This window comes from Petrimonas mucosa, assembly GCF_900095795.1.
Taxonomy (GTDB): Bacteria; Bacteroidota; Bacteroidia; order Bacteroidales; family Dysgonomonadaceae; genus Petrimonas; species Petrimonas mucosa.
Map to the genome: position 1 here is coordinate 2,281,108 of NZ_LT608328.1, position 21,421 is coordinate 2,302,528.

Consider the following 21,421-nt stretch of genomic DNA (forward strand, 5'->3'; position numbering starts at 1 on the left):
TTGTTATTTTACTCGATACCTTCAAACAAGTTTCCTTGTATTGGTTTATACTCCTCGTGGCAATGTTGACGGAGGTCATCGGCATTCTGAAGGATGCCAACGATTTGCTTCTGGTCATCATTAGCAGGAAGAAGCTCTTTTAATGTGGCAAGTAATCGCCATAGGGGAGAGGATGAGTCTGGACAGATGTCGCGGACAAATCGGAGAATTTTTCCACGGTCGCCCTCTCTATACAAAAGGATGAAACGATGTGCTTGCTTAATTGGTGAATCCTCAGGGCGCGTTCCTTCGACAGACGATCCACCAATATGCTCTTTTGCCATAGCAATGTGCATTTTCTTTCCTTCTAATATTAGTAATCGTTCCTGCTGGATGTCCTTAATGTTGACATTTACACCAACACGAGTGAACTTAGTGGCATCGTCAAAGTCTGTATCACTAGTGCCATTCAACTGAAGCCATCCAATATAGAACTTTGTGTAATCATCACCTTGCACACCCTTCAATAAAGAATCGAAAGCTGCATTGCGAGCCATTTCAAGAAGTTCGGCTACAGAGACTTCACTACCATCAGATTTCTCCACTGATTTATATTTGCCAAATTCACTAACAGCCTGTCCAAAACATGCAGTCAATAAGTCTGCACCACGGAAACCAAGTTCGTAGAGGGATTCAACTTCTTCTGCCACTTTTTGTTCTATATCCTTTTTGACACTCTTAAAATCGCCATAGCCTTTACGCTCCGATGGTCTACATGCAACGGTAACAGATGATTCTAAAGTTGCCATGTCTGCCTTTAAGGCAATGCTAACTTCAGTGTCCATTGGCCAAGAACCTGTAATGTTCATTCTCGCATCAAGAATTGAATTGCAAAGAGTTGTCCATGCCTCTGTACTTTGATGTGCGAACATTATACTAACTACATCCGTAGTTTGCGTTTCTATTGCATCAAAAATTGATGTGAGTTTCTTCTCAAAATGGTGTTTCGCTTCTTCGTCACTATTGCCATGATGATGTTTAAGTGCAGTACATTCTTCTTGTTTTGGCGTTTTGGGCGTAGCAAATACCAGCTCAAATTCATTCAAAAGAATTGATTTGAGCCATACATAAAAGAAATCAGATAAATCTGCGTATGCGATAGCATCGTAATATGGTGGATCAGTTATGACAGCAGTAAGAGATTTGGGGTCAAATTGAGATTTGTCTCCACTTATTACATTATTAAACACCGCAGGGAAAGAATTTTCAGACTCCAAATATGAAATTATGGCATCTAACTGTCCTTTACAAGCGCCAGACAATGAAGAAAACGGATTCATTTCTGGATAATCAAATACCATCGGTATTGCTTGCCGTCCAAAAGGATGTTCAACTGTTTCTTGAAGCTTATGCCATACACCGAAAGAAGTGTTTCTACACAAAACTTTATCAAACAAAATGGCAAGATAGGTTTTGATAGCTCTAACGTAATGTTTATCATCGCTAATTGACGAACAAACATTATCTATCTCGTTCTTAAAGTTAGTTAGAAATACACTTTGTCTGTTGGAGAATAAGCCATCGAAAGAGTCTATACCCCAACCAGGAGTATTAAAATTCCTTACATTTCCGACCTCTAATTGTTCTTTTGGTATAGCCTTACTTTTTTTTATGTTGGATATTTGCTGAATATCTTCAGCAGACGGTACTCGATACGTTCTCTTTGAACCATCCTCAATTATGGCCAATAAACGCTCTTTGATAGGGGAAGTGTTGAACTGTCTCTTTATTTCTGAAATATTTGTCAAACTGCCACAACATGGACAAGTGATATTTCCGTGTCTATTCCAACCTTCTTCTTCAAAACTGCCATTTTTAATTTCAAAATCGATATGATTACCAGAAATGATAGGATTAAGATACACCCAATCTTTTGCTTTTGCTGTTCTTCTCTTTGATATGTAGAATTGTTTAAGCATAGGTATTTCTGCTTTGCAAGTAGGATTACTACAAGTTGCAGTTCGTGCCCAATAATAAACTAAAGGAGTTTTACCAGTTGTTGACTCGTATAAGTCAGAACATTTACTCTTCGTGTTGTTGATTACTTTCAAAGCATAATACTCAACATCAAAAGACAATCTATTAGGAATCAAGTAGAAACCTCTTGCATCTTTTGAAATTCCTTTTTCGGTAATCAGGTTTAATCCTTCTTCTCCATAAATACGATTGAACTCTTCTTCACTAAAACATATAGGTTTGCCGAATTTCTGAGGAAACTCTGCACTGCCTTTTTCGATAATATGAGCAACTGGATTAATGTCATTACCATAGCTGCGGCATCCAAGACGTGCAGCTTCTAAAGGAATTGCGCCACCGCCTGCAAATGGGTCAAAAACAGAGGGCATCTGATTTTGAAAATTCTCAATGGCAGATTGTAAGTTGCCTTCTAAATCATCTGTTTCTGCTGATGGAAGGTGTCTATCAATTACTTCATAGAGAGCATCTTCAGCTGCTTTAATAGCATCAAATGCCTCAGAAAAGTTTTTGTGGTGAGTCTCATAACCAAGATCTGGATACTTTTCTGCATTATAAGCTACCCATATCAGCTCTCTGGCCATGCGAAGTATGCGAGGATTGTTTTTGTTTTCCCATTTGATGAGTGAACCCTCGTCTAATTGTTCCTTTGGAGTGGTAGATTTTCCTGCCAACATTTCCTTTTGACATTTTTCAGAAAACTTACCTATGAACATCAGTAACCTATTGCGTAAATTATCCTCCATTGGATCGACAATGGCGGTATAAGGAATATCATTGTATGGCTTATATTGATATTGAGTCAATACATCATCAGCCGGATTTAAAATATTCTGAACGGCATCTTTGAAAGCTTGCGTACAGTTCTTGTCTAGTGGATCAGGCACAAGACTAGCAAACACGACTGCTCGGCATACTGGCAAAGGACGGCGTGCCCACCAAAGATGAAGTGTAGATATATGACCGTTTCGTATACTCTTGTCACGTACACTTTCCGCTGAAATCTCCTTAATCGGGAGTGCTACTTCAATTAGCTTCTTTGCTTTCATATATATTGTTCTTTTGTTTATTCTTTTTTAGATTGCCATTCACTTAGAGGCAGGTAGAACTGCACTCCCTTGGTCTTTTGCTCAAAAACAAGCTTTCTGGCAGGATCGTTTACAATGTTGAGAATGGGCGACTCACTACGGCATTCTGTTACGATATAGAGCCAGGCTTTTGTGCCTAACTGAGCAAGACGGTTCATTTCATTCTCACTAAGCATAACACCATCGGTACCAGCACGACCTTTTACTTCGATATAGCGTTTGTTGCCTTGGACATCGATACTTTTTACATCGTAGCCAACATTATCTTTCGACACATCAGAAGTTTTGCGGCCATGTTCGGTTTCATAGTCCATAGCCACCTTCATAGCAATGGCTTCTACTTCATCGTCTCGGCTCATACCAAAGGTGTTTCGATATTCTACTTGATTCAGTGGCAGAACATAAGCACAGCCAAGAACCTCTGGTTCGACAGGGAATAGTTCTATCATATTGTCCAACTGAGCCAGTCGCTCTTTCTTGCGCACTTTCAAAGCGTTATAGCGAGCCTCTTTCATCATCAGCTTCTGCTGAACTTTTTCATCGTCACTGAAGAGTATCTTGTTTTGGAGTTCGTTAATCTCACCTTGAATGTCGAGAATGATTTGCTGAAATGCCGTCTGCAAGTATTCCCTACGGCTTTCTGTATCTTCTTTAACCATTTTCTCTGTGGCCTCTAACAAAGGTTCCGTTTGGTGGGAGTATGCCCATTCCACAACTTCGTTTTCGTTGGCAGGTTCTGGAGGAACAATCTCCTTCGCAAATTCCACAGGAGGACAGAGGTCGAGCAGCTTTGCAGGTGATGTTTGTTGGAATACACCATCTTCATTCTGACAGATGAGAGTAAGCAGCTCATTAGAAATGTTGGGCTCGCCACTTTGTGTTGGGCGATTGTCCTGTATCTGATTCTTGACAAAGAAAGCAAAATAAGGATGCTTGTCTTCTGGAGATACAAGGACAGTACCTTTCAACATTTCGTCTCTGAAAGAATCGCGGACAGTATCAATCAGGCAATCGAAGAGAGCGTTTCCTGGGTTGATATAATGCGCTTTACCATATTGAGCCGTACTATTCTGATATTCTAAGAACTTAGCCTTATCAAAGAAAAAATAGAGTGATGTCAAATTCTCAGCATAAATCCTATATTGCTCTTTCAAGCGTGATACGATTATGTCGGGAATGTAGGTGATTTGGAAGATGCCATCAGCTATTTCGTCATACTTGCCGCCCAAATACTTGAATGCTCTTTCAAAGAATAGACGGATGTAGATTGGCTGCAAACGCTTTTCGTCACTGTCTTCTTTAAGCCTGCGAGCATCTTTATAATCAACAGACGAGTGGGCAATGGATTTGTCTTGATTCCTAATAGACTGAGAAAACAAGTCCCCAAGATCTTTTGCGTCTTTGTCAATGAACAGGTCAAGGTCACTTTCCTGTCCATTAAGTACGGAAGATATAATACTGTCCAAAGATACACCTTTCAGTACATCTTGAATTACATCATATACACGATCATCACCCAATTGCTCTCTGATGATATCTAGTTTGGTCAGAAGTTTCTTTAGGACTTGACCTTCACGAGTATTACTTGCAACCATGTTGAATACCAGTACATCAGACTTCTGACCATATCGGTGTATTCGTCCCATGCGCTGTTCCAGACGGTTCGGATTCCAAGGAATATCCCAATTGATTAGCAGACGGCAGAACTGAAGGTTGATACCTTCGCCAGCGGCATCAGTACAGATTAGAATCTGAACTTCTTTGCTCATGAAACGACATTGGGACATACGACGTTCATCAACAGACATGCCACCGTGGATGGTCGCTACATGATAACCATTGTTGGTAAGACGTTCCTGAAGATACAAGAGCGTGTCTTTATGCTCGGTGAAGATAACAAGTTTCTCTCCATCAATGACCCCTTCTGATGTCAGAAGTTTCTTCAGCTCTTTATATTTCTGTTCTTCCTGTTGCTGATTATAGAGGGTATTGGCCATTTCGTAAAGTGATTTCACTTCACCGGCTTCAACCTTAATTTCCGAAAGACTCTTGGCAGTGGTAAATAGCTTCAACTTCTTTGGATCAGCCATAATATTATCAAGAGCATCCCTTTCTTCATCATCAAGTTCGTCGAGGTCGTCAATGTTAGCTACTTCTAATTCCTCAAACTTGATACGCTGCTTCCATAAAGAAGGATTCTTGTCGAGTTCGTCAGCAAGACCTTGGAGGGCAAGCCAACGTTTTTGAAGTGTATTACGTATTGCATAGATGGAACTAACCAACCTTCGTTGCATCACCTGCAAAGCCAAAGAGACATGGATGTTCTTAGTTTCGTTAGCCTCTTTCTTGCGCTTGGTAAGATATGTAGTTACTGCATCATATAGACGCTTTTCGTCCGAGGTTAGATTGTAGCTGGTAGTCTTGGTGTGACGATTCTTGTATAACGCATTGCCATCCCAATCCTTCATATCTTCCTTCAAACGGCGGATAAAGAACTTGTTAGCGCCATTCATGCTAAGTTCGCGGACTCGCTCTGTAGCCAAGTCTGCTGTTGCAAAAATATCGTCATCAAGTAATTGAAGAAGTCGCTTGAACGTGTCCTTGCGTCCACGGTGGGGTGTAGCAGTCAGCAGAAGAAGATGCTCACATTGTTGTGCAAGAATGTGGGCAGCTTCGTATCGTTTAGATTTATAAATCTTTTCGCCGTACTCGTAAGCAGACAGTTTATGAGCTTCGTCAAATATAACCAAATCCCATGTACTTTTGGCAACGACTTGCATAATATCCTCACGACATATAAAGTCAATAGATGCTACAAGTCGATCGTTAGTCTGGAACACCGTTGGTTCAGAAGAGAAGACATCTCTATTAACGAGCTTAAAGGGTATATTGAACTTGATGCCCATTTCATCCTCCTGCCATTGCTTCGTCAAGCCACCAGGTGTAACAATTAGAACACGCTCCACGATTTTACGCATAAGCAGCTCTTTAAGCAGAAGTCCTGTCATGATTGTTTTACCAGCACCTGTGTCATCCGCGAGAAGAAAGCGAATTTTGGGCTGTGGTAGAAGATATTTATAAACAGCTTCCACCTGGTGAGGTAGAGGATCGACAACACTACAGTTGATTGCAAACAATGGGTCAAACTGGTACGCAGAGTTGATTCGCTCTGCTTCAGCGAATAAAACAAATTTCTCAGGGTCACCTTTGAAATTGAATTCTCCATCGGAAGTGAGAACTTCCAATGTTGACATTTGCTGCTCATCAAGAATCTTTGAACCTCGTTTGTTAGTATTCACGCCCGTATAGCTCAAAGAGTATTTTGAGCCAAGCTTGCGGATCTTGTCAATTACTACAGCCTCTGTTGGGCTGAGATTCTTGATAATGTTACCAGTTTCTATCATATTTTACCTAATAACGTGAGTTCGGGATAACATATTATCCCCAAATGGTTAATTGACTTGACTTTTCCACTTCAAATTTGATTGAAGGCTTTTTGGGAAAGAAACAATATGCCACCAATGCAGCAATTATGTTCATGATGAAATTATGTGTGGAACGATGCCTTGAATGTTCTATCTGGCAGATATTCTTCAGTTCATCATTGATGGACTCAATTACAGATCTTTTGCGTAAGAGAATCTTGTCGCGGAATGACATCAGGGAATTTTTCATATTTGAGCGTATACCGGTCACTAAATGAACTCCCTGGTCAAACAGCATCTCGAAGAGCTTTGTGCTGATGTAACCCTTGTCTGCATATAGTTTACCGAAAAGATCTTTGGTAAGAACATTGATTACGTCAGGGTTTCTATCGTCGACATTGCCTTTTGTGAGAGAGAAATTCAGCAATTCACCCTTTTCATTACAGACCAGATGAAGCTTGAATCCAAAAAACCAGCCCATCGTACTTTTCCCTCTTTGTGCCAGATCCCTGAATACTTTATTCGAGTGGATACGCTTGTTATGACATACTTTGATTGGAGTGCTATCCACATATGTAATGCCTGTGCATTCACCAAATCCAAAGAGTTTGAGCAACAGCATGAAAGGTACAATCACCCTGGGTTGCAACTCGACAAAACGGTTGTAGGAAACGGCATTTGGAAAATAGCTCTTCATGTGCTTGCAAATATAAAACAGGTAATAATTCTTGAAATTATGAAAGGTTCCACAGTGGAAGCAGACCATCACGGCAATAATCTCGCTCTGGGACATTTGCGTTTTCCTGTTTCTCCTTTTCGTTATGTCACCTGCTTGAAGTTGGTGATTCCGGATTTCATTCTCATATTCTGCACAAAAATCGTCGGCAATACAAAATATTTCAATAACTTTGTCTGTTGTGATCATAGGGTTGATGTTTGTTATTTGTTTGATTATCAGCTATAAATATACAAATAATCTCCCCATATCACAACTTTTTTTATGATTTTCTTATCCCGAACTCACGTTAATATTGCAGTTTTTGCTGCAAATTTATAATGTATCTGTGCAGTCATTCTGCACAGTCGAGTATTTTTTCAAATTATTCGCTATTTTTTCTTTGAATTCCTCCCTTAATGATGCCGGAGCAAGAACTTCCACATGAGGGAAGTATGAGAATATAACAGATTCAAGTTCTTTATTCGGACGAACTTCTATTTGAAGAATGCAGTCCTTCTCACTGAGAATTTTCTGACTATGGTGTATAGGCTTTGATACAGCATAAGGGAATCGTTCTGGATCAAATTTGAGCACCACAGTTTCCATTCCAACGCAATCTTCTGGGATGCTTACGCCAACGACATCATCGAAATGATTTGTAAAATCGATAGTGGTGTTAGGAATAAACGCCACGTTTGAAATTGAAAACTTGACTATTCTATCAAGTGGTCTGTTGGCGATTCTATCTCCATTAGGTGTCTGTTCTAATCCGAACAGGAACCAACGGTTGTTGTACTGTTTTACGTGATAGGGATGAATGACTACGTTGGTCTCAATCCCATTGTACGTTCTATACAAAAGATTCAAAGGTTGATGGTTGATGGCACTATCTATGAGTTCTGATAAAAACTCCAGGCCACGTAATTGGTCATTTTGCTCGAAAGATACAATATGTTCACGATTGGTTTTGATGCCAAAACGAAATTCGAGGTTCGAAATAACTTCTTCTAACCATCTGTTTGCTCCACCACGGTAACGCCCAAGCATTTTAATGGTAGAAGTAAGTTTGGTAACCTCCTCAACTGTCAATTCGTTGTTGAAAATTGTAAAATCTGGGTCAGAGTAACGATAATAGCATCTTTTGCCATCGAAAGGTACGGCTTCAATTGGCGCATCGTAGGACACACGATCACGCATGTATTTGATGTCATCACGTATCTGACGCACACTTACTTCAGAACCGTACATATCATAGAGGGCTTCGTTAACAGCGTCAACGAGGTCTTCAATCGTGTACTTACGATGACGATTGCTAAAACAACGGTCAAGTATCTGATACCGTAACAGGGCGTTTTTGTTTGTAGGCATATTCTACTTTAATTGCTCAGTTAATTACTCTTTTTTCTTGTCAATGACAATGGAGTCGTCCTTTCGAACAAGATCTCCTATGTCGCATTTTAATACTTTGGCAATCTCAATGAGATTTTCCAGGGTGGGCTGAGAAGTATTAGTGACCCACTTCGACACTGTGGCCGGATCTTTGCCGAGCAATTTCCCAAGTTCTTTATTGGTAATCATACGCTCAGCCATCATCACTTTGATTCGGTTCAGAGGTTTGTTGTCCATAACGTAAACATTATATATTTTAATGTGGCAAAGATAATATTTTTATTTCAATTTCTGCCGATTTTTGGTAGTTTTTCTTGTTTTTCAGCTAAAAAAATGACGAACTTGCTAATTTTTGGACGAAAATTATTATATTTGCCAACTGAAATAGGTGCCATTTATGGTATTTGTTCTACCGATGGATTTTTTTTCTTGTTAGTGAGATTTGATTCATCTATGCAGATAGACTGCACTCTTGAACTTTACCTTTGCATCCGTTATCGTGAGTTCGTAACACTTAAATTCATTTAAACATGAAAGAATTGAAATGCCCACATTGCGGACAAATGTTCCAAGTAGATGAAGCTGACTATGCAAGCATTGTCAGTCAGGTTAAGAATGCGGAGTTTGAAGCGGAAATCGCTCGTCGTCTAAGCGATTTGAATGAACGCCATAAGGCAGAGCAAGAACTGGCAACAGCCAAAACAGAACAATCTTATCAGACACAGCTTAACAAGAAACAGCTTGAATTGGGTGTGAAAGAAGCCGAGATAGAAAGACTCAAAGCTGAAACTGAGTCTCAATTAGAGAAAGTTAAGGGAGAAAAAGATGCAGAGATAGCACGGTTGAAAACCCAGTTGGAAAATATTGAAAGTCAGAAAAAAGGAGAACTTGATCTTGCACTGTCTGAGAAGGACAAGACTATTGCCCAATTAAATGCTGCTATCGAGCAGAATGAAACAAGACTTCAACTTGCTGTGATGGAGGAACGAACAAAAGCACAGCAGACAGTCCAGGCGAAAGAAACAGAGATAACTCAACTGCGCTCAGCTGCAGAATTAGATAAAAGAGAAGCGCAAATACATGAGGCTGCTTTGGTAAAACGTCATGAAGAAGAATTGAGATTAAAGCAGGAACAGGTTGACTACTATAAGGATTTAAAAACTCGTATGTCTACCAAAATGGTGGGAGAAACATTGGAACAGCACTGTAGCATTGAGTTTGAACAGTATATTCGTCCGATGATGCCCAACGCCTATTTTGATAAGGATAATGATGCCACCGACGGCACAAAAGGAGACTTCATCTTCCGTGACTCTGAAGACGGTACAGAGTACATTTCCATCATGTTTGAGATGAAAAATGAAATGGACACAACGGCAACAAAACATAAAAACGATGATTTCTTGAAAAAACTTGATGAAGATAGACGCAAGAAAGGTTGTGAGTTTGCGGTTCTTGTAAGTCTGTTGGAGGCAGAAAATGATTTGTACAACAATGGTATAGTTAACAAGTCACATATATATCCGAAAATGTATGTCATCCGTCCACAGTTCTTTGTTCCATTTATCAACCTACTTGTTCAGGCTTCAAAGAAAAGCCTTGAATATAAGAAACAACTTATTCTTGCACAGAGTAAGGAAGTGGATGTAACAAACTTCGAAAACAAAATGGAGGAGTTTAAGTCAAAATTCGGTCGCCACTATGAGTTAGCTTCAAAAAAGTTCGAAGATGCCGTGAAGCAAATAGATGACACTATCGCTAAACTTCTGAAAGTTAAAGAGAATTTGCTTGGCTCGGAAAATAATCTTCGTTTGGCACAGCAGGACACAGAGGATTTGACCATTCGCAAACTGACATACAAGAATCCAACTATGAAGGCTAAATTTGAAGAGGCCCGAAAAGAGCACAATTCAACAGATGTTGAAGATAGTAATGAATAATTCAAATTCAAGAGATTATGGAAAATAAATCATTATCCAAAGAAGAGCTGATTGCACAGCTGAAAGCCCTTTCTGAAGCTGAAGCTCCAGAAAGTATTCACATGGGAGCAATGTGTTATTCTCCTGCACCCCCTCCATTGCGTAAGGTTAAATGCGAATCATGCGGTCAACTGATTGAAGAATTCGATTGGATGAGTAGTCGTAACGGCATTAAGAAACAGGTTGAAAAGATAAAAGCACTTGGATATGATGCCAAAGTGGAACATATTTGTGCTGACTGTATAAACAAGTTAGGCATAACTGATGATGATGGTGATGCATTCACAGAGGGGTTGTACTATGTTTTCTATTTCAAAACAAAGGAACAACAAGAATATAATATTGTGCAATGTAGTGATGAAGATGCATATAAGGCAGTCCTGGCTTTCTTGAAGAATGAGCTATCCTATACTGATTATTATGACGCAACGCATCTGATTAAGGATGAGTTAGATGTAATTAAAAAAATGACAGGAATATCCATAGAATAATGAAGATAGCACATCTACCCAAATCCGTAGCATTGGAACTGACTTATCGATGTAATCATAAGTGTAAGTTTTGTTCTTGCCCGTGGGATGCGCCTAATTCGGCATATCCCAAAGGTGAAGAATTGACCGTATGTGATTGGAAAAAGGTAGTGGAAGTCCTTTACGACAAAGGAGTTGAGTCATTTTCAATATCTGGTGGAGAAGTACTATTGAAGGATGGTTTTGAATCCATCCTTCGCTTTATCCGGCAGGAAGGCGGAAAGAGAGGTCTTGATTTGCCTATAGTCCTTATTTCCAATGCTCGTAAGATGAATGAGGACTACATTCGTCTTTTCAAAGAATTGAATGTTCACCTTAGCATGAGTTTACCTGGATATGACACTTTCCAAGAGCATACTGGCGTTGATAATGCTGATGGTGTCCTACATTGGTTTCAAGTCGCAAAGAGACTAGGGTTGAAAACAACGTTGAATGTGACTGTAACCAAAAAGAATTATGGGGAACTATTTCAAACAATGTCCTTAGGATTGATAAATGGAGCCGATGATGTCTTGCTAAACCGATTCCTTCCTGGAGGAAGAGGACTTGCACATATGGATGAACTTATGTTGACGCCATCGCAAGTCAATGGAATGCTCGATGTCGCAGAAGAAGTGTTGTCTTACGCAAATAAGCAAGGTAATGTGGGAACGGAAGTACCACTTTGTGCCATTAAAGATGTTGAAAAGTATAAGCATATCCATATAGGTTATCAATGCGCAGCAGCAAAAGGATTCTTTGTTATAGACCCAGCTGGTAATATTCGTACTTAAAAATCTCATTTAAAATTCCCAACTCAAGTTAATAGTTTTCAAAGCGGAATTTCTCTTTTTTTTCGAGAGATACCGTTTTATTTTCTTTTCATCTTCACTGTTTCTTGCACGTTTAACGTGTTGATTTACTTTTTATGGTGGCGTTTTTATATATATTAACATTACCACTCTTCCAAGGCATGGCAATTCCTTGTCATAAACCCTTTTACGACACGAAAGATGGCGATGGACGATTAAGTGAAAATCCGTCATCCGGTCATCGTTGTCGTTATTCGCTGCTCAAAATCACGCCACCCCGCTTTTCGGTAATACTCCTTAGGCATTTTTACCGTGACCTGCCTGCCGGATTTCACCACTTTTCCCGGCACTCGGATAAACCATTCTCGGAAGGTAGAGTGCTCTTGACGCCAAACCCAAAAGTCGCCCCGGTATCGCATGAGCACCGATAAACTGTAGGCAAATGACGAAAGTTGCCAAAGAATATCGTTTACCCAAAAATCATGCGTGATGGTTTTTCCCGCACAAAGCGAGTTTTTGGTTTGCTCGATCCAATTCTCACTCTCTGATCGGGATCCATAAAGGGTATGGAGCTGCAAGGCATCCAATCCTTTCAGGTTCGAGCAATAGCAAAAGTACTCATACTCGGGTACAAATTGTTTTTCGCCAAAATAATCGACTTCAACCATTTGCTTTATGATGCGCACGGCATAAAACATGCGGGGATTCCTCCAACCGCTACATTGATGTGTAAACTGACAGGTCGCCGTCCGTGGGCCAATCGGCTGCCAAGTCTGCCCGGCAAGTAAATCTTTCAGGTTTTTCAGCTTTACTTTCACCAAATATTCATGTTTACCGTCTTCTAACAAATTAAATAATCCACCATTGAAAAAACCGCTGTCGGCCCTGAAAAACACCTTCTCCACCTTTTGGGGAAGAGCGGCCAAGGTTTCTTTGACAAACTCACAAACTCCGTTTGAGGTGTAAGCTGAACCCGGGCGGAGCCATGAATTGACAAGCAGTTTCATCTCCGTGACAAAACATAAGATGGGGTGATAGCTTTTCGAACCCTTCTTATGCGAGTTATAACCCACCTCAGCCCCTTGTTGGTTGCCGTAAACGGTAAATGTGCTTGAGTCGCAATCAAGTGTCAAGCGGCTTAAACCGCAACGGGAAACTTGCATGCCTGTAAAACCCAACAACAGCTCGTGAAGCGAACGGGCGCCCCTTTCACCCAAACCTGTCAAATGGCGGCGTATGGTGTCCTCGTCAATGTTCTTGGGTAACTTCAACAAGCGGGCAACCAAGGCGTCAAAGGTGAAGTTTTCAATCCGCTTCAAACGGTGAACACCGCACAACGATGCCAACAGGATACTTGAGAGTATTTGGGCTGTGCTGAAACGGCTTGCATTGTGGCGGATGGTTGGAAAAAGATGTTCCAGCTTGCCATAAATACCGCAATGGTTGATAAAATCAGAGGTTACGCTTAACCCTGAATATGATGTTAATTGTTCTGAACTGAACTTTTTCTTTACTGAACAGGCAGTAAATGAGATTTTTTTACTATTTTTGTCTTGCATGTGTCGGGTGAATGTTTGTTTTTGTATAACACTTTAAAGATAAATACTTTACCTGACATATGCAACTTTTATTTGAGACTTTTAGGTCGTACTTGTAATCATTCGCCACATATTGTGGGGCATATTTTTAGAAAACCTATGATTGAAGATATTGACTATTGGAATACGTTTGCTAATAGCGAATATAGTCCGGCATGTGCTCTGGATGTGCGATGATTAAGAAATGTGATTGTGGCTGTCGAGAAGTAGCGAATATTCTTCATGGAAGCCCAAAGAGAATAGATTCAAGCATCATTATCTGATTTACAAAATGACAGAAGAAGAAAAAAGTAAGCTCATAGATGCTGTTAATTGTAAGTTTCCTCACAATAACATCATGGAACTCTACTACAATATCGGTAGAGCCTTGCCTTTTACTGCACAAAGATTTCCTGATGGAAGGGTGTCAGGTTGGTACAGGTCTCAATATGTCCAGGTGGTGAAGGTGATGCCCCATGGAAAATATGGAAAGTATGGAAAGGCTTATGGATATTATTATCGCAACGGAGAACGTGCTGATAGTTCAGATATTGAGGACCTTTGTTGGTGTAAAAAGGAAGATCAGGAGCCACAGGAAATTCCAAATTCAGGATGTGGTTCTTGGAAACTTCTGGATATACAGGGAGAACCATCCTCTGATAATTCGAAAGTTTTAGGTCTCGATGACTCCATTGACTTCGGTAAATACAAAGGTGTAACCCTAAGAGAAGTCATAGAGAAGGATTGGCAATACATTGAATGGGCAGTATTGCAGTCACAAAGATTATATGTAGATGTGGAAGCTGTTGTAAAATATCATGAATCTTGTATTGTTAGCTTAAAGCCTACTGATGTAATACAGTTTGGCAAATATAAAGGTCAGTCATTAGCCTCAGTATATGCTACAGATGCCCAATATTTGCAATGGCTGGAAAGTAACAATGACTCTTTTCGGGTTGATTGGGATTCTTTTCAAGCACAAAAACTAAACAATAAAGATGAATAGTATGGTAAACTATTATACACCAGAAGAACAGTACTGGATGACAGGTGGCAATACAGGAGAACTACCTGTCAGAATAACTCCATCCAAGATAAATATTCTAGGAGAAAACGAGATATTCGTATTTGGTAGCAACATCAAGGGGCTTCACATGGGCGGAGCGGCAAGAGCTGCATATAATAGATTCGGTGCTGAATGGGGCAATGGAGAAGGACTTCAAGGAAAGTCTTACGCACTTCCGACAATGGAAGGAATTGATAGTACCAAAGAAGCAGTTGGGCATTTTACACAATGCGCAAAGGAACATCAGGAACTAAAGTTTTATGTAACTCCAGTTGGATGTGGTATTGCTGGCTATACATCAAAGGAAATAGGGCCTTTGTTTAGGGACGCTGCAAAACTTTCAAATGTATTTCTGCCAATTAGTTTTTGGAAAGTCTTATTGGGGATAACTGAAAAAGTATGAAATCGTATCTTGAAATATATGTTCCAATACAATTCGATGAACCTTGGTTCGTTGAATTAAGAAATGCTCTTACTGGAGTTCCTGTAAGATGGCAGACTGGGTATTATCATATTACAATGGCATTCTTAAATGAAACGCCAGCGAATCTTGATTTACTCCCAATACTGAAGAAACATCTTACAGTATTCCCAGCTCCTGTTTTGACATTCGATAAACTGGATGTGCTTTCTACATATTCAGGGATGTTTATCGTACATCTAACATCAACGACTATACCTGATGATTTTCTTTTATTGACAGAGGCTATTCGCTCAAACATGAAAGCTGTTGGATGCCAAATTGATTCGGAGTTCAGACTTCACGTTACATTGGGACGTATAATAGATAAAGATTTATCACTTCAAAATCTTCAAGATTTGGTTTCTACAGTCTCGTTGAAGCCGTTTACTTTGATGCTGTCAGATGTTGACTATCGTGAGTTTCGGGGAAAAACTATATATGAAACAAAACTTAGTAATAATAAAACGTATTAACTATGAAGCAATTGATTTTATCGCTGCTACTCGCAGTTTGCACAGTCTGCAATGCTCAGACTAATCACATGAAGTTCAAGGGTATTCCTATTGAAGGTACACTTGATAGTTTTGTCCAAAAGCTTAAAAGCAAAGGCTTTACTTACTTAGGACAGCAAGACGGCATGGCTCTACTGAAGGGAGAGTTTGCTGCTACTAAAGGCTGTACGGTAGGTGTGGCACGTTTCTCTGACCGTGATCAAGTTAATCTTGTGGCTGTCATTTTCCCTGAAGAAGAATCTTGGAGTGGTATCACAAAATCGTATTATACTCTGAAGGATATGCTGACAGAGAAATACGGAACACCAGAATGTATAGAAGAATTTTCAGATAGAACGCCGTCCGACGATTTCTTGAAATTCCATGCTTTACTTCGTGAAGAATGTCACTATGTATCAGAATTCTCATGTGAAAATGGTAAGATACAGCTCACAATGAAAAAGCAGGATTACAATTCAGCCGCTGTTATCCTTCGCTATATTGACAAAGCTAATGCTGATGAAACACGCAAAAAGGTTATGGATGACCTTTGATTATGTGAATTAGTTTCGATTTAATCTGACAGTTAAAGGGCAAACAAATTAAATTTGTAATGCTAAAGACAAAATCAAGTTTCACCCTTTAAAACTGTCAGAAATGAATGTAGAAACAAAAGTAATCAAAAGCAGGTTAGGTTTATTGAACTTGGCCGAAGAATTAGGAAACGTATCATTGGCCTGTAAGTATTTAGGATATAGCAGGGATACATTTTATCGTTACAAGGACTTATTTTCAGAAGGAGGAGAAGAAGCCCTCCGGGAAATGAGCAGGAAGAAGCCCAATATCAAGAATCGTATTGAAGCGCATATCGAAGAGCGAGTCGTCGCTTTTGCGATAGAGAACCCAGCTTTCGGGCAAACCCGGGCCTCTAATGAATTGAAGAAAGAGGGCTTGTTTATCTCTCCCTGTGGAGTCCGTTGTGTTTGGCTCCGGCATGACCTGGAGACTTTTCAAAAGCGATTGAAAGCCCTTGAAAGTAAGGTTGCACAGGAGGGATTAATTCTTACCGAATCGCAGGTGGCAGCCCTGGAGAAGGCCAAGGAGGAAAAAGTCGCGCACGGGGAGATAGAGACCTGTCATCCCGGTTATCTTGGCGCGCAGGACACCTACTATGTCGGTCATATCAAAGGTGTGGGCAAGATTTACCAACAAACCTTCATCGACACCTATTCCAAAGTGGCGACAGTCAAGCTGTATGACCGCAAAATAGCACTGGTTGCCGCTGATATGCTCAATGACAGGGTTGTCCCCTTATATGACCAGTATGGTATTCCTTTACTGCGTGTTTTAACTGACAGGGGTACTGAATACTGCGGTGCTAGGGAACATCACGAATATCAGTTGTATTTGGCCATTGAAGACATAGAGCACAGCAAAACAAAGGCCAAGAGTCCCCAGACCAATGGTATTTGCGAACGGTTTCACAGGACTATGCAGGATGAGTTTTATGCCACGGCATTCCGCAAAAAGATTTATAACAATCTGGAAGAACTTCAAAATGATGTGGATGTCTGGCTAGAGTACTATAACAATGAAAGACCTCATACCGGTAAACATTGCTATGGCAAAACTCCAATGCAAACGTGGCTGGACAGCATTCATCTTACAAAGGAGAAAATGTTATCCGATCATTACCAAAATGTTGTATCTTTGCCTCCGTCAGGTGAAAAGGAAACAGGCTCTGCTGGAGAGCAACCTGCCAGCGATAACCTGACTGACTGGAATGGTCAAGGGGGACTAAAATCCCCCTCTCATTATCTTCCTATTCCAAGAAATTATGGCTTAGAAAACCCATCGTATAGAATATAACAAAATAGCCCTACTGTCAGATCAAGTCCAAACTTTTACAAATTAGAACTAAACAATTAACTTATTTTTTCTTCCATCCCGATAATCGAGTAGGAGGAAAACGAAGTAGTTTTCTTCCTACTTTCGTTTTCCGACCTCTCACACCACCTTACGTACGGTTCTCGTATACGGCGGTTCCTTAACCCACATTGCAGCACGATTATAAATAGAAGTTAAACTTACCCTCTATTTACGTTAAATCCGCTTGTTTTACGTCTGTTTGATGACCATGAATTTTTGTATCAGGCTGATATTCAATGTCGGTTTATTTTAAAACACGAATGTAGTCCCCCATTTGATGTTGAAAAAAACGTATCCCTTGATTACTTTTGCGTTGTATGTTTTTCAAGACAAGCATAAAGCAAAAGGATGGGGGCCATGAGTATACCCATTACCGGTTGTGTGAGAGCTACCGGGAAGGCCGCTTCATCCGTAATCGCACGCTGCTCTCTTTGGGTGACCTGGAATCAGTTCTTCCACCTGAAAAGATTCCCTTTCTCTGTCAACGCATCAACCAGGTTTACTTCGAGGGCAAAACATTCATCATCTCATCGCTTCGTGATGACAAGGTGGAAGCCCTGTGCACGAAATACGTGGGACTACTCCATGAAGCGCAAAAGATAGAAAAGGCAAAAAAGAAGGCAGCCGGTATCGAGCAGGTGTACATTGACAGGACAACGAACAGCGATATTCGGGAGGTTGGTGGCGAATGGCTCTGCCTTCAAGCTTGCCGCCAATTGCTCCTGCCAGAGTATTTTGAGACTTTCGGCTGGGAGAAACAAGATATCGCCCTTGCTTTAACACAGATCATCGCCCGGGCTGTTTACCCCGCATCGGAGTTTAAAACCAGCCGTTGGTTGAAGGAGAACTCGGCGCTTTGTGAACTAACCGGTGTTGATCCTTCGGCCATCACCAAGGATAAGCTTTACCAGATGGCTCACCGGCTTTATGATGAGAAGGATGGCCTGGAACGTCATTTTTCCAACCGTACGAACGATCTTTTTTCCTTGGATGACAAGATCATTATCTATGATTTGACAAATACCTACTTCGAGGGAGCTATGCGAGAGAGCCGGATAGCGAAGTTCGGGCGCAGCAAGGAAAAGCGTAACGATGCCAGACAGGTGGTGCTGGCTGTGGTGGTCAACCCGGAAGGTTTCCTGAAGGAGTCACAAATCTTTGAAGGCAACATGACTGATCCTGAAAGCCTGCAATATATTCTTGACAAGATGAAATCCCATAGGGGGAGATCCGATAAAAAGCAGGTGGTGGTCATGGATGCCGGCATCGCCACGAATGATAACCTGAAGATATTGAAAGAGGAATCCTTCGACTACATCTGTGTCTCACGGGGTAAACTCAAAGAATACCGTGCAACAAGCCTTTCCCCTGTGGAAATACGGGATAAATCCAACCAGCTCATCGAGATCAGTCAGGTAGAAGTGGATGGCGAAAGTGACAGCTTCTACAAGGTGAAGAGCTATAGCAAGGGTCTCAAGGAAGCGTCCATGGAAAACCGTTTCACGCGGGCCTTTGAATGTGGACTGAGCCAGGCAGCCGAAGCCCTGAAAAAGAAAGGAGGCACCAAAAAGCTTGAAAAGGTGTGGGAACGCATCGGCCGGCTAAAGGAAAAATACCCTTCGGTACACCGCCTGTATCAGATCCATGTGGAGCCCGACGAAAGGGGGATTCATGCCACATCCATATCCTGGGAGAGAATCGAGGCAAAGAGCGAATCAAGACATGGGGAATACTTCTTGCGTACTTCCCTGTCGGTACATGGAGAGGAGATCACCTGGCTGATTTACAACACTATAAGAGAAGTAGAGTCGACGTTTCGTTGCCTGAAGACTGATCTGAACCTGCGTCCCGTGTTTCATAAAACGGATGAGGCGACAATGGCTCATCTTCACCTCGGGCTGTTGGCCTACCAGCTGGTAAGCACGATCCGTTTCAAACTGAAACAATTTGGGATTACCCATGAGTGGAGAGAGATTGTCCGGATCATGAACACGCAGAAAATGGTGACAACGCACATGGTAAATACCGATGAAGAGTGTGTGTCGATTAGAAAATGTTCACTCCCTGAATCCAAAGTAAGAATCATATATAAGGTGTTGGGATACGATGAAAAACCATTTATCAGGAAAAAATCTGTAGTCCCCCAATTGAACCTTGAAAAAAATATATACGCAGGGATACAGGGAATTAGCTCCGGTTAGCTGCAATGTGGGTTAACATTTCACTCTAACCGTTTTATAATAATCCGAGAAGAAAACGTAACCGGCTTTTCTTAAACGCTCGTCAGTAACTGTTCGGCTAAGGATAAAACTATTGGCTACATGCCAATAGCCCTTTCTGGTATTTGCCCACTCATATGCCTTGTATCTGTTGATACCCAGCTTAACAAGATTAGCTACCTTGGTTCTGATCCGTTTCCATTGTTTCCATATCACCATACGTAGCCTTCGACGCAACCAGGCATCCGTTGTTGTGAGTAACGTTTTAATGTCTGCCAGTTTGAAGTACTGCACCCAACCTATTATATACTGGTTTAGTGCTGTCTTCCTGCACTCATTCCCCCATCCATTGCTTCGGGATGTAAGTTCTCTAATTCGAGCTTTCATCTTTTCCACACTTTTGGAGTGAACCCTCAGCCTGCATTCTCCCTTGTATCGGTAGAAACTATAGCCAAGGAATTGGATATCCCTGATGTAGGCAACTTTCGTTTTGTTACGATTGACTTTCAGGAAGAGTTTCTTCTCAATGAACGAGATAATGCTCTCCATCACTCTTTCGGCACTTCGCCTACTCTTGCACAGTATTACCAGATCATCCGCATAGCGAACGAACTTGTGTCCCCGTTTTTCGAGTTCCCTGTCCAGCTCACCCAGAAGGATATTTCCCAAAAGAGGACTTAATGGTCCTCCTTGTGGAACTCCTTCATGGCTCTCTTCGAAACAGACTCCATCTTTCACTCCTGCATTGAGATACTTATGTATAAGTGAAACCACTCTCCCGTCCTTGATAGTACGGGATAAGACCTCTATCAGGTTATGGTGTACGGTATCGAAGAAACGCTCCAGATCCATATCTACGGCGTAGATGTAACCCTCGTTGATATACTGTTGACATTTTCTGAGGGCTCCGTGTGTTGAGCGTCTGGGACGGAACCCATAGCTATGGTCACTGAATTGAGGTTCACAGACCTGAGACAGCTTCTGTGCAATGCTCTGCTGGATAACCCGATCTACTACTGTGGGGATACCCAACTGGCGCTGCTTCCCGTCTTCTTTGGGTATGTATACCCTTCGTGTCGGATTGAGGCGATACTTGCCCCCCAGAATGGACTCGATCAATACATCCTTGTTCCCGACAAGATAATCTTTCAATGATTCAACCTCCATCTTGTCTATACCTGCTGCGCCATGGTTGCTCTTTACCCGTTTGCAGGCAGCGTTAAGGTTGGAAGGTGAAAGGATGTCTTCCAGTAATCCATTCTCTTTACGGTGTTCATGTACGGTGAGGTTGTTTTCAGTTATCCATAAGAAAGTCTGCCCTGTCGCATGGCTTTCGGATGCCGTCCTATTATTCTGCGCTACAGGTCTCTGATATATAGAGATTTTCTGCTTTCGTCCTTTCATAACGGTAACTTTCATTGACTACTCGACCATTAAGGTTCAGCCCTTCCCATATCTGGTCGTGATGTGGTACTATGGCTTCTGCTGACTTCTCACGATGAACTTGTTTTGACCATGCTTCATACTCCGTTTCCGCATGTTCGTGAGACCTCCCGCGGTAAGGCAGTTAACTTTCATTCCATGTCTCCGCCATATTTACACCCCGACGTCCGTGTAATCTTTGGACTTTGACTTGTTTTGCAGTCTCGTCCCGACGGGTATGCCTGATATGATTCGTGTTCCTCGGGGCGGAACTTTGCCTTAAGCTTCCTTCAGATTCCGCTTCATGGCGGACACCCTTGC

15 protein-coding genes and 1 pseudogene are annotated in these 21,421 nt (G+C 41.3%); 9 read left to right on the plus strand and 7 right to left on the minus strand.

The features are described 5' to 3' along the window. Positions 1-8: 8 nt before the first annotated feature. From ING2E5A_RS09240 to ING2E5A_RS09260, 5 genes are all read right to left on the minus strand, one after another. Positions 9-3,062, minus strand: a complete 3,054-nt coding sequence (locus ING2E5A_RS09240; RefSeq protein WP_071137165.1) for a DUF1156 domain-containing protein — start codon at positions 3,060-3,062, stop codon at positions 9-11. A 17-nt stretch (positions 3,063-3,079) separates the two neighbouring features. Continuing rightward, positions 3,080-6,505, minus strand: a complete 3,426-nt coding sequence (locus ING2E5A_RS09245) for a helicase-related protein (protein WP_071137166.1) — start codon at positions 6,503-6,505, stop codon at positions 3,080-3,082. Between the two features lie 34 nt (positions 6,506-6,539). Beyond that, complete coding sequence (locus ING2E5A_RS09250; protein ID WP_005842164.1) at positions 6,540-7,451, minus strand: IS982 family transposase; 912 nt, start codon at positions 7,449-7,451, stop codon at positions 6,540-6,542. A gap of 126 nt (positions 7,452-7,577) precedes the next feature. Then, on the minus strand, positions 7,578-8,612 hold the full coding sequence (locus tag ING2E5A_RS09255; protein ID WP_071137167.1) for a helix-turn-helix transcriptional regulator: 1,035 nt from the start codon (positions 8,610-8,612) through the stop codon (positions 7,578-7,580). 24 nt (positions 8,613-8,636) lie between these two features. After that, positions 8,637-8,870 (minus strand): helix-turn-helix transcriptional regulator, encoded by a 234-nt coding sequence (locus tag ING2E5A_RS09260; protein WP_071137168.1) that lies wholly within the window; start codon positions 8,868-8,870, stop codon positions 8,637-8,639. A 293-nt stretch (positions 8,871-9,163) separates the two neighbouring features. On the opposite strand from ING2E5A_RS09260, the gene ING2E5A_RS09265 reads away from it, so the two are divergent. The 3 genes from ING2E5A_RS09265 to ING2E5A_RS09275 are packed head-to-tail and all read left to right on the plus strand — an operon-like array spanning position 9,164 to position 11,915. Continuing rightward, entirely contained in the window at positions 9,164-10,573 is a 1,410-nt protein-coding gene (locus ING2E5A_RS09265; RefSeq protein ID WP_071137169.1) for a DUF2130 domain-containing protein, read from the plus strand. Positions 10,574-10,590: 17 nt separating this feature from the next. Further along, positions 10,591-11,103 (plus strand): hypothetical protein, encoded by a 513-nt coding sequence (locus ING2E5A_RS09270; RefSeq protein ID WP_071137170.1) that lies wholly within the window; start codon positions 10,591-10,593, stop codon positions 11,101-11,103. Further along, positions 11,103-11,915, plus strand: coding sequence for a radical SAM protein (locus ING2E5A_RS09275; protein ID WP_071137171.1), 813 nt, complete (start codon positions 11,103-11,105; stop codon positions 11,913-11,915). The genes ING2E5A_RS09270 and ING2E5A_RS09275 overlap by 1 nt, the downstream gene beginning before the upstream one ends. Positions 11,916-12,163: 248 nt before the next feature. Here ING2E5A_RS09275 and ING2E5A_RS09280 read toward each other — a convergent pair whose 3' ends face one another. Further along, positions 12,164-13,492: an IS1380 family transposase gene (locus tag ING2E5A_RS09280; protein WP_071135811.1), complete on the minus strand. Its 1,329-nt coding sequence runs from the start codon at positions 13,490-13,492 to the stop codon at positions 12,164-12,166. A gap of 310 nt (positions 13,493-13,802) precedes the next feature. Between ING2E5A_RS09280 and ING2E5A_RS09285 the strand changes: the two genes are divergently transcribed. From ING2E5A_RS09285 to ING2E5A_RS15725, 6 genes and pseudogenes are all read left to right on the plus strand, one after another. After that, complete coding sequence (locus ING2E5A_RS09285) at positions 13,803-14,516, plus strand: exodeoxyribonuclease X C-terminal domain-containing protein (protein ID WP_071137172.1); 714 nt, start codon at positions 13,803-13,805, stop codon at positions 14,514-14,516. Then, positions 14,509-14,979 (plus strand): A1S_2505 family phage non-structural protein, encoded by a 471-nt coding sequence (locus tag ING2E5A_RS09290; protein WP_317039798.1) that lies wholly within the window; start codon positions 14,509-14,511, stop codon positions 14,977-14,979. The genes ING2E5A_RS09285 and ING2E5A_RS09290 overlap by 8 nt, the downstream gene beginning before the upstream one ends. Continuing rightward, positions 14,976-15,512 (plus strand): 2'-5' RNA ligase family protein, encoded by a 537-nt coding sequence (locus ING2E5A_RS09295; protein ID WP_071137173.1) that lies wholly within the window; start codon positions 14,976-14,978, stop codon positions 15,510-15,512. Before ING2E5A_RS09290 ends, ING2E5A_RS09295 begins: the two co-directional genes overlap by 4 nt. A gap of 2 nt (positions 15,513-15,514) precedes the next feature. Further along, entirely contained in the window at positions 15,515-16,084 is a 570-nt protein-coding gene (locus tag ING2E5A_RS09300; protein ID WP_071137174.1) for a hypothetical protein, read from the plus strand. A gap of 103 nt (positions 16,085-16,187) precedes the next feature. After that, positions 16,188-17,216: pseudogene (locus ING2E5A_RS09305) on the plus strand (IS481 family transposase); the annotation flags it as partial. A gap of 560 nt (positions 17,217-17,776) precedes the next feature. Further along, positions 17,777-19,660, plus strand: coding sequence for an IS1634 family transposase (locus tag ING2E5A_RS15725; protein WP_071136417.1), 1,884 nt, complete (start codon positions 17,777-17,779; stop codon positions 19,658-19,660). A gap of 12 nt (positions 19,661-19,672) precedes the next feature. Here ING2E5A_RS15725 and ltrA read toward each other — a convergent pair whose 3' ends face one another. Beyond that, complete coding sequence (gene ltrA, locus ING2E5A_RS09315) at positions 19,673-21,082, minus strand: group II intron reverse transcriptase/maturase (protein ID WP_071137175.1); 1,410 nt, start codon at positions 21,080-21,082, stop codon at positions 19,673-19,675. Positions 21,083-21,421: the final 339 nt, after the last annotated feature.

Coding starts and splice junctions, on each gene's coding strand:
- ING2E5A_RS09240 (WP_071137165.1), bottom strand. CDS start 3,062: ATGAAAGCAAAGAAGCTAATTGAAGTAGCACTCCCGATTAAGGAGATT.
- ING2E5A_RS09245 (WP_071137166.1), bottom strand. CDS start 6,505: ATGATAGAAACTGGTAACATTATCAAGAATCTCAGCCCAACAGAGGCT.
- ING2E5A_RS09250 (WP_005842164.1), bottom strand. CDS start 7,451: ATGATCACAACAGACAAAGTTATTGAAATATTTTGTATTGCCGACGAT.
- ING2E5A_RS09255 (WP_071137167.1), bottom strand. CDS start 8,612: ATGCCTACAAACAAAAACGCCCTGTTACGGTATCAGATACTTGACCGT.
- ING2E5A_RS09260 (WP_071137168.1), bottom strand. CDS start 8,870: ATGGACAACAAACCTCTGAACCGAATCAAAGTGATGATGGCTGAGCGT.
- ING2E5A_RS09265 (WP_071137169.1), top strand. CDS start 9,164: ATGAAAGAATTGAAATGCCCACATTGCGGACAAATGTTCCAAGTAGAT.
- ING2E5A_RS09270 (WP_071137170.1), top strand. CDS start 10,591: ATGGAAAATAAATCATTATCCAAAGAAGAGCTGATTGCACAGCTGAAA.
- ING2E5A_RS09275 (WP_071137171.1), top strand. CDS start 11,103: ATGAAGATAGCACATCTACCCAAATCCGTAGCATTGGAACTGACTTAT.
- ING2E5A_RS09280 (WP_071135811.1), bottom strand. CDS start 13,492: ATGCAAGACAAAAATAGTAAAAAAATCTCATTTACTGCCTGTTCAGTA.
- ING2E5A_RS09285 (WP_071137172.1), top strand. CDS start 13,803: ATGACAGAAGAAGAAAAAAGTAAGCTCATAGATGCTGTTAATTGTAAG.
- ING2E5A_RS09290 (WP_317039798.1), top strand. CDS start 14,509: ATGAATAGTATGGTAAACTATTATACACCAGAAGAACAGTACTGGATG.
- ING2E5A_RS09295 (WP_071137173.1), top strand. CDS start 14,976: ATGAAATCGTATCTTGAAATATATGTTCCAATACAATTCGATGAACCT.
- ING2E5A_RS09300 (WP_071137174.1), top strand. CDS start 15,515: ATGAAGCAATTGATTTTATCGCTGCTACTCGCAGTTTGCACAGTCTGC.
- ING2E5A_RS15725 (WP_071136417.1), top strand. CDS start 17,777: ATGTTTTTCAAGACAAGCATAAAGCAAAAGGATGGGGGCCATGAGTAT.
- ltrA (WP_071137175.1), bottom strand. CDS start 21,082: ATGAAAGGACGAAAGCAGAAAATCTCTATATATCAGAGACCTGTAGCG.